This is a genomic window from Flavobacterium sp., from assembly GCF_003525665.1.
Lineage (GTDB): Bacteria > Bacteroidota > Bacteroidia > Flavobacteriales > Flavobacteriaceae > Flavobacterium.
This window is the reverse complement of sequence record NZ_DQDX01000024.1, coordinates 1-9,711: the sequence shown is the minus strand read 5'-3', so window position 1 is coordinate 9,711 and position 9,711 is coordinate 1. Positions and strand designations below refer to the sequence as shown.

Annotated in this window: 6 protein-coding genes and 1 CRISPR repeat array; of the genes, 4 read left to right on the top strand and 2 right to left on the bottom strand. The window is 30.4% G+C overall.

All coding sequences use genetic code 11. The annotated features are described in order from the left end of the window. Positions 1–712 precede the first annotated feature (712 nt). Genes cas9 through DIU01_RS01575 form a run of 3 tightly spaced genes read left to right on the top strand, consistent with a single transcriptional unit; the run spans position 713 to position 5,611 of the window. Entirely contained in the window at positions 713–5,062 is a 4,350-nt protein-coding gene (gene cas9, locus DIU01_RS01585; protein ID WP_290831508.1) for a type II CRISPR RNA-guided endonuclease Cas9, read from the top strand. Positions 5,063–5,103: 41 nt separating this feature from the next. Beyond that, positions 5,104–5,343 (top strand): CopG family transcriptional regulator, encoded by a 240-nt coding sequence (locus DIU01_RS01580; protein WP_290831507.1) that lies wholly within the window; start codon positions 5,104–5,106, stop codon positions 5,341–5,343. Further along, positions 5,336–5,611, top strand: a complete 276-nt coding sequence (locus DIU01_RS01575) for a type II toxin-antitoxin system RelE/ParE family toxin (protein WP_290831506.1) — start codon at positions 5,336–5,338, stop codon at positions 5,609–5,611. Before DIU01_RS01580 ends, DIU01_RS01575 begins: the two co-directional genes overlap by 8 nt. A 75-nt stretch (positions 5,612–5,686) precedes the next feature. Continuing rightward, positions 5,687–7,170: direct repeats of the CRISPR family, unit length 36 nt; unit sequence GTTGTGGGTTGATTAAAGATTAGAAAACACGATATT. 105 nt (positions 7,171–7,275) lie between these two features. On the opposite strand, the gene cas2 is transcribed toward DIU01_RS01575, so the two are convergent. Both cas2 and cas1 read right to left on the bottom strand, forming a co-directional pair. Beyond that, complete coding sequence (gene cas2, locus DIU01_RS01570) at positions 7,276–7,605, bottom strand: CRISPR-associated endonuclease Cas2 (RefSeq protein WP_290831505.1); 330 nt, start codon at positions 7,603–7,605, stop codon at positions 7,276–7,278. Further along, positions 7,596–8,480 carry a type II CRISPR-associated endonuclease Cas1 gene (gene cas1, locus DIU01_RS01565; RefSeq protein ID WP_290831504.1) on the bottom strand — a complete coding sequence of 295 codons (885 nt, stop codon included), beginning with the start codon at positions 8,478–8,480 and terminating at the stop codon, positions 7,596–7,598. Before cas1 ends, cas2 begins: the two co-directional genes overlap by 10 nt. A gap of 105 nt (positions 8,481–8,585) precedes the next feature. Here cas1 and DIU01_RS01560 point away from each other — a divergent pair, with 105 nt between their 5' ends. After that, positions 8,586–9,386, top strand: coding sequence for an endonuclease/exonuclease/phosphatase family protein (locus DIU01_RS01560; protein WP_290831503.1), 801 nt, complete (start codon positions 8,586–8,588; stop codon positions 9,384–9,386). Positions 9,387–9,711: the final 325 nt, after the last annotated feature.

The following is a 9,711-nucleotide window of genomic DNA, read 5'->3' as shown; positions in this document are numbered from 1 at the left end:
TGCTTATTGTAGATATTGTAAATCAATAAAAGATAATATATGCTAGTAAGAGTAAACAAATACTTAATTTAGATTTAAAAAACAACGTGGGTTGGTCTAATTATGTTAAAAAAATGGTCCCGCAATGCACTGTAACCAAGAATAAAAGTTGCCTAAGCTTAATTATTCTACGTCAGTTCGATTGATTTTCACGCATTGAAATGGTGTGAAAATTGTATCGAGAACCCATCCTAATCCGTCAGTTCGGGTGGTATTTGTGAAGTAAAACGGAGCAAAAATATCAAGAACTTTTTAAAAATTTAATATTCATCTTTTTTTACCTCTTTACGATTTCCAGTAAAGATTACTTTTATACTATTTTTTATGTTTAAAAAATTATTTCTAAAATTGGATAAACGAAATGAAATCCACAATTTTTGAAGTTATACCAATCTAATTTGCGGCTTTTATTAAACCCAAAGACAGTGAAGAATTCTATTTAATTTCATAAAATTTAAATCTCATTTTTATTATAAAAACAAAAAAGTCCCACCGAAGCAGGACTTAAGATTTTCATCTACGGCATATAGCCTTATTGTGAAAAGATTAAAGATTAGAAGTTTTAATCAGTCACAAAGATAAGTAAAACATTTTAATGTTGGTTTACGGTTTTCCGTAAAATGGTTAATTATTTTTTATTTACCTTTCAAAATTGAATTAAAAGCAGTTAGTTATGGCAAAAATATTAGGGCTAGATTTAGGAACAAACTCCATTGGTTGGGCGATAGTTGATAAAGATGGAAATGATTTTTCCTTGGTAGATAAAGGTGTTAGAATATTTTCTGAAGGAGTAAATATTGAGGCAAAGACAAATAGCGAAAGTTCTAAAGCAGCAAAACGAACAGAATTTAGAAGTGCTAGAAAATTAAAATACAGACGAAAAATTAGAAAAATTGAATTGCTAAAAGTTTTGTCAGATAATAATTTATGTCCAAAATTATCTGATGATGAATTATATGATTGGAGATATAAAAAAGTTTATCCGCAAAATGACGAATTCAGAATTTGGTTAAGTACAGATAGTCAAGATGATGAAGCTGAAAGAAAAAAGCAAATCAAGAATCCATATTCATTTAGATTTAAAGGTGCAAAAGAAAATCTTAATTTAAACACTAAAGAAGATAGGTATGTTTTAGGAAGAGCATTTTATCATATTGCTCAAAGACGTGGTTTTTTGAGTAATCGATTGGACAGTTCCGATAATTCAATTATTGAAGAAAAAAATTCTGAAATTACAGGAATAATTATTGATGCAACTTCAATTTTAGAATTTTCAGATTTGATTTCAGAATTTTTATCAAGCTATGATAAAGAAGAGACAAGTAACAAACCTTTATTTACACTTTCAAGAGCTTTTAATGCCATTATAAAAGAGAATTCTACTTTAGTCTATTCAGATTTAAAGGAAAAACTACAAGAAAGATTAAACAAAAAAGAGTTTCTCGGACCTGTTAAAAGGGCAATAAGCGATTTGACGGAAAAGATACAAGACGAAAAATGTGCTACTTTAGGAGAATACTTCTATACATTATATCAAAAAGGAGAAAAAATACGAGGTGAATATACTCATAGAATTGACCACTATTTAACAGAATTCAATTTCATCTGCAAAAAGCAAAACATCCCGAATGAGATAAAAGAAAAAATAGAGAAAGCAATATTTTTTCAAAGACCTCTAAAATCCCAAAAAGGTTTGGTTGCCAAATGTCCGCTTGAAAATAGGAAAGCGTGCGTGCCAATTTCACATCCCGATTTTGAAGAGTTTAGAATGTTGAGCTATTTGAATAATGTTAAAATTAAATTGCCAACTGATGAAAAATTAAGATTACTAAATGAAGATGAAAAGGAGCAAATTCAATCTTTATTTTTTAGAAAATCTAAAGCTAATTTCGATTTTATTGATATCGCCAAAAAACTTACACCAAAAAATTCAAAATCTGGTTATTATAAAGATAAGAATGTTTCTGAATTTGATGTTCTTTTCAATTATAATTTGGGAAGTAACGTTGCAGGTTGTCCTACAATTTCTAATTTAGTTGATGTCTTTGGCTCAGACTGGAAAAAATATTTACTTTCAAATTTTGTAAAAAACACAAAAGTAGAGAGTAATACAAAAGTTCAAAAATCGATTGATGATATTATAGATGATGTTTGGCATGTTTTATTCCGGTTTGATAATGAAGAATTATTAAAACAATTTGCAATTGAAAACCTTAATTGTGATGAAAAAACAGCAACAAAATTTTCGAAAATAAAACTCAAACAAGATTACGGTTCTTTGAGTTTGAAAGCAATTAGAAATATTTTGCCATATTTAAGACAAACTCTTATTTATTCACATGCTGTTTTCTTGGCTAATATGAAAAATATTTTGCCAGCTGAAATTTGGAATAATGAAGAAAACAGAAATATTATTAATAAAGAGATAAATTCAATTATTGAAAACTATAAATTGTATAGTAACAATATAGATATTGTCAACGGATTAATAAAAAATGTAAAAAAAGAAAACGGAACTTGGAATTCTACTAATGTATTTGTGGCAGAAGCATACAAAAATGCATTAAACAAAAAAGTAAAAGATTTTTTTGGAACTAAAAAATGGGATGAAACTCCTGAAACTTTTCAAGCCAAAGTCTTATCAGAATGTTTTGATCTTTTCACAAATCAAATGAAACTCAATTCAGATAGAGGAGAATTTGCAAAAAAGCAAACAATTGACGAAATATTAAAAGCTTTTTTGAGTGATAATTTTAATGTTACCGAAGAGAGCTTGAAAAAGTTATATCATCCATCAGCAATTGAAGTTTATAAGAAAGCTAAACGAAGTGATGAGGATGGTAAAAAATATTTAGGAAGTCCATTAATTTCCTCTATAAAGAATCCAATGGCAATGCGTTCATTGCATCAATTGAAGAAAGTTGTCAATCAATTAATTAAAGATGATATGATTGATGAAGATACCTCAATTCATATTGAAATGCCAAGAGAATTAAATTCTTCTAACGAAAGAGTTGCAATAAGACAATGGAATGAAGATTTAAAGAACAGAAGAAACAAATATACCGAAGAAATTAAATCAATTTTTAGAGGAGAAATAATAACTGAAGGTTGCAATGATTCAAATCCAAATTATAACGATTATGAACCAAGCGAAACCGATATTCTAAAATACCAACTCTGGATTGAGCAAAACAAAGTGTGTCTTTATACAGGAAAAACTATTTGTTTGTCTGATTTTATTGGCAATAATCCAAAATTTGATATTGAACACACTATTCCGAGAAGTCGAAGTTTAGACAATTCACAACAGAATAAAACATTATGTTGTGCAACTTATAATCGTCAAACCAAAAAAGATAAAATTCCATTTGAGTGTGCAAATCATGATGAAATTTTACCAAGAATAAAACATTGGTATGCAAAATATAAAGGATTAGAACAACAAATTAAAGATTTATCTAAAAAAATAAAAGCAGCTTCAACCAAAGAAAAAAGAGATAAATATATTATTGAGCGTACCAAATTGAGATTTGAATATTCATATTATTTTAAGAAATACAAATCGTTCACAATGGAAGAAGTTCCAGAAAGTTTCAAGAGTAGTCAATCGGTTGATATTGGTATTATTAGTAAATACGGAAATCTATTTCTAAAAACTGTTTTCAATAAAGTATATCCAATAAAAGGTAAAACGACTGCCAATCTGAGACAAATGTGGGGATTGAATGAAAAATCCAGAGACAATCATGCACATCATGCAAAAGATGCAGTTGTAGTTGCTTGTTGCACAAGAGATATTAATGATGCTTTAGCAAATTATTATCACGATCTAGAACAATTTGATTTTTTTGGAAAGCCAAAACCATCATTTTCTCACAGAATTCCATGGGAAGGTTTTCACAAAGATGTAGATAATTTTGACAATAACACTTTAATTAGTCACTACACGCCAGATAATTTGCCAATTCAAAGCAAAAAAGCTATCAGAAAAAGAGGAATTATTCAACGAAATGAAAAAGGTGAGATTAAATACAAGCAAGGCGATACTGTTCGTGGTGCATTGCATAAAGAAAGTTTTTACGGTGCCATTAAAAGAGAAGAACTAAATAAGAAAACAGGAGAAACAGAAGAAGTTATAAAATATGTAAAACGTCAAGGTATCGAAATGTTTAAGGATGCTGATTTGAAAAATATTGTTGATGACAAAATAAAAGAAATAGTTACTAATGGTCGTGAACAAGAAAAGCAAATAAAAAAAGAAATTGAAGAGTTAAAAAAACAACTAAAGAATTTAAAGGAAGAAGAAGAGCAACCTATAAAAGAATCAATTCAAGTACTTGAAAATAAAATTAAAAATGATTTATATGTTTTGCCAAACAAAAGCGGAAATCCAGTTCCAATTAAAAAAATACGCTATTACACAAGCGATGTAACAAATCCGTTATTCATAAAAAAGCATCGTGATGTTTCAAGACATGAACATAAACAATTTTATCACGCAAAGAACGATGGGAATTATTGTATGGCTATTTATGAAGGATTGGACAAAAAAGGTAAAATATCAAGAAGTAATCAACTAATTAATATTATTGATGCAGGAAAGTATTTCAAATTGAGCAATGAAGATAAAAAACAATATCCAATTGCTCCCGAAAAAGATGAAAATTTAAACTCTTTAAAATATATTTTAACGAAAGGGAAAATGGTTTTAATTTACGACAAATCTCCTAATGAACTATTTGAAATCTCTGAGGAAAAATTATTAGAACGCTTATTTGAAATAACACAATTAGATGTAGAAAAATATGCGGAAATAAAACTTTTGTTTCATTCAGAAGCTAGAGATAAGAAACGAATCACCGAATTTATGGGGTTAAAAACTGGAATGAAAGGAGGTAAAAATGTCGGCGAACAAAAAAAATATCCATGGATTAAAATTGGAGCTAATACATTTGATTGTTTAGTCGAGGGTTATGAGTTTGTTTTGACACCTACAGGTAAAATAAAATTTTTGAAATAAATTATTTTGGTGTATATTTACACCACTAAATAAATTTTATTATGGCCAGACAAAGTATCACATTAGCTAATCAAAATGATGAATGGCTAAAACAGCAAGTTGCAAATGAAGAATTTACTAGTAAAAGTGAAGCGGTAAATTATTTGATAAAGCAAGCCCGAGAGCAAGATGCCTATGTGGAATTTGTAAGAATGAAATTGGAAAAAGCCGAAAAAAGCGGTTTCAGTATAAAGACCAAAGAAGAATTATTAGCAGAAATTAAAAAAAAATTGAATGTATAGTTATAAACTAAATATTCAAGTGGAAGAGGATTTAACCAGAATTTTTGAGTATGGTATTGGTCAATTTGGTTTAAAACAAGCAGAGAAATATTACGAAATGTTTTTTGAATGTTTTTCTAAAATAGCATCAAATCCTTTTCTTTTTCCTAATGCTAATCATTATAAAATAGGTTATCGCTACTGTGTTTGTGGTGTAGATACGATTTTTTATAAAATCAATGCTGATGAAATTGAAATTATGGCAATTATAGGAAGACAAAATTTTTAAGAAGTTCATTGACATAAAGTTTTCAAACTCTTAAACAGCTCAAACCACAACGGTGTTCCAGCGATAGCTCACTCTGTTGTGGGTTGATTAAAGATTAGAAAACACGATATTTCCTCAGACGTTAAATCTTTACCATCGGGTGTTGTGGGTTGATTAAAGATTAGAAAACACGATATTGAAACCTAGTGCGGTTAATACATCTTTTAAGTTGTGGGTTGATTAAAGATTAGAAAACACGATATTAGAATCGTTAAACAATGCAGTAGTCAATATGTTGTGGGTTGATTAAAGATTAGAAAACACGATATTGCAATCCCACTTATAAAAGTACGTCTGTAAGTTGTGGGTTGATTAAAGATTAGAAAACACGATATTAAATGGATTCTTTAAGTTGGGAAGTAGCTGTTGTGGGTTGATTAAAGATTAGAAAACACGATATTAGAGCCATTAGCATTTAATGCGCTTACAGAGTTGTGGGTTGATTAAAGATTAGAAAACACGATATTAAATCTTCATAAGTCACGCCCTCATTAAAAGTTGTGGGTTGATTAAAGATTAGAAAACACGATATTAACAACAAACGGCACAAGTGTACCAACGATGTTGTGGGTTGATTAAAGATTAGAAAACACGATATTTTTGCTAAGTTTTCAGATTTAAAATCATTAGTTGTGGGTTGATTAAAGATTAGAAAACACGATATTATTACGCAATAGTTATGCGTTGTTTAGAATGTTGTGGGTTGATTAAAGATTAGAAAACACGATATTTTCCGTTTATAACACTTTTCATAAGATTAGTTGTGGGTTGATTAAAGATTAGAAAACACGATATTCGACAACGAAAAAAGTTACTTAAACCATTTGTTGTGGGTTGATTAAAGATTAGAAAACACGATATTGCAAAGTCTAATAAATCATCATCATCATTTGTTGTGGGTTGATTAAAGATTAGAAAACACGATATTTATCACACGTAATTTAGATGCAATTGAGCAGTTGTGGGTTGATTAAAGATTAGAAAACACGATATTCTTAAAAACAAATTAAACAACGTTCTACCCGTTGTGGGTTGATTAAAGATTAGAAAACACGATATTTCTCCAGCCAATTTAGTGAAGCAGGAACAGTTGTGGGTTGATTAAAGATTAGAAAACACGATATTGTCTGAACTATGGTTTAGAATGGTTACTTTGTTGTGGGTTGATTAAAGATTAGAAAACACGATATTACAAATGCAACGAATGTAATACAGAAATGGTTGTGGGTTGATTAAAGATTAGAAAACACGATATTCAATTAGCAAGGTTAGTAGATGTTTTACCTGTTGTGGGTTGATTAAAGATTAGAAAACACGATATTATTTACAGAAGAAATTAAACCCGATTTATTGTTGTGGGTTGATTAAAGATTAGAAAACACGATATTTTATTGATTATTGCAATTACATCAGAACCAGTTGTGGGTTGATTAAAGATTAGAAAACACGATATTATTGAAAGAAAATACCAAGTCAACACGTGAGTTGTGGGTTGATTAAAGATTAGAAAACACGATATTAGTTGGCTCGTTACCTTCTAATAATCAAGAGAATAAAGTATTATATCGTGATAAAAAACGCTTCTTTTTTGCAGTGAAAAGGCAAGATTGAGGCATTTTTTTATTTCAAAATAATTCTAACTGCGTAGGTTGTGGTTCTTTAGGCACTTCTGCTCTACCCCAAAAGTTCAAAATATTTCCAAACTGTTTATCGGTGATACGCAAAACACTTACCTTACCCAAAGGCGGTAATAATCTGTGAATGCGTTTCTCATGCACATCGGCACTTTCACTACTAGCGCAATGCCGTACATAAACTGAATATTGCATCATACTAAAACCATCTTTTAGCAAGTTGTTTCTAAATCCTGATGCATTTTTTTTATCCTTTTTAGTTTCTGTCGGTAAATCAAAAAATACAAATAGCCACATAATTCGGTATCCGTTTAGATCCATAGTTTTGGATATTTTATCTTTTTCCTCTCGCCGGTGTAACATTGTTGTAACGAACTTGCTGTTTTTTGCAATGCAACCATCAACGGACTTTTCTCCTCTTTAAAATAAACAGTCCGAGTAAGAATCTGCAACAATTCTGATTTTAGTAAAGTATTCAACTCTTGCTCATCATAATTTTGCATTAACTCAAATACCTTTTCATCTACAATTGGTCTAAATGGTTCCATGATATCATCAGCCAAAGCAAAAGCATTGTATTTACTTTTATGATGAATTCCCAAAGTATTTAGTAAACCACTTCCAGATAATGCTCTCGCAGTTGCAGCTCTCAAAATAGCATAACCATAATTCAAAAAATTATTAGGATAATCACCAAATCGTTCACGCTTAAATTTCATTTCAAAAAAAGATTTCCAGTATTGACTTGCTGCAACGCCTTCCATATTTGAACTATCGCCACTTAAAACTTTACTCGCTAAAAAGTCAAAACTGTTTTTACTTCCAGTTATCTTTTCCAAAAGAATTCCTTGATTAGTAATTTTTTCAACAATGGTTTGCTGCCACAATTGTTTTTTTAAGGGAACGCTTGCATTAATTTGCTGTTTAAAAATTTCTTGTTGAATGTGATGACTATTCAAATTCAAAAACAAACCATTTGGTAAATGATTGGTACTACAAACAATCAAAGCTGCATTGTTTTCAATTAGAAAATTCATTGCTGGAATACTTAAATAAATTTCTGGATGATCTAGAACGATAAATCCAATTTCCTCTATTGGAATTGTGCTTTCTCTAACATCTGTTTTGATAACTAATTGTAAATTCTTTGTAGTAAGCGAAGCCTTATTCTCTAATAATATAGTTTTTTTAAGCATCTTAAATTATTTTTACACTAAGTTATAAAAGAGAAAATAGTATTCTTTACGGAAAACCGTAAACAACTTAACTATTAATTAAATTAGCTTTACAACAAAAAAAAAATGCCAAGAATCCTCTTCCTCTTCCTTCTACTATCCACAACTTCATTCTCCCAAATAAAACTCCTATCCTGGAATATTGAAAACTTGGGTAGTTCCAAGTCAGATACAACCATTAGTTTCATTGCCAACACCATTAAAAATTATGATGTTGTGGCTTTACAGGAAGTTGTTGCTGGTAATGGTGGTGCGCAAGCCGTGGCACAACTCGCCGACGAATTAAATAGAAAAGGAGCCAAATGGGATTACGTGATAAGCGATCCAACGTCAAGTAGCGCTTATAAAGTAGAACGCTATGCTTTTCTTTGGAAAACCGCCAAAGTCAAGAAAATTGGCAAAGCATGGCTCGAACAAAAATACAATTTAGAGATAGATAGAGAACCGTTTTATTGCACCTTCGAATACAACAACAAGCAATTTACACTCGCCAACTTTCACGCGATAACCAAAAAGAAACAACCCGAAACCGAAATCAAATATTTCAAATATTTACCAGCGCAATATCCTGATTTAAACTTGATTTTTGTGGGCGATTTCAATTGTCCGCAATCGCATACTGTTTTTAATCCGTTGAAAAAGATGGGTTATCAATCGGCATTCGTCAATCAGAAAACATCGCTTAAACAAGAATGCAAAAACAACAATTGCCTTGCCTCAGAATTTGATAACATCTGGTTCAAAACAGCCAAAATCGCAGTATCAAAAACTGAAGCCATCCATTTCTACACCAATTTTGAAACCCTAAAACAAGCAAGAGCAATCTCCGATCATATTCCGATTGCAGTTACATTTTCAATAAATTAATAGGTGATTACGGTTTTCCGTAAAATACGAACTTACGCGTTTAGTATTTTTACAGAAACGCAACAGTCATGAAAAAAACCATACAATTTCTTGTCGGATTAATTGCTGCACTACTATTATTCAATACTTGTAGAACCTAAGAGCTTGCTCAACCACAACAGCTTTTACCAGAATCGGCAGAAGCAATAGCGATTGACTCGGCTATCAATCATCATGAAGACGCCACCTATCACTACGAATACCGAACAGGAACATCAGGAGATTATCAATACAATTATGACGTAATTGCTAATGATACGATAGAAATAAACTGGAAGGCAACATC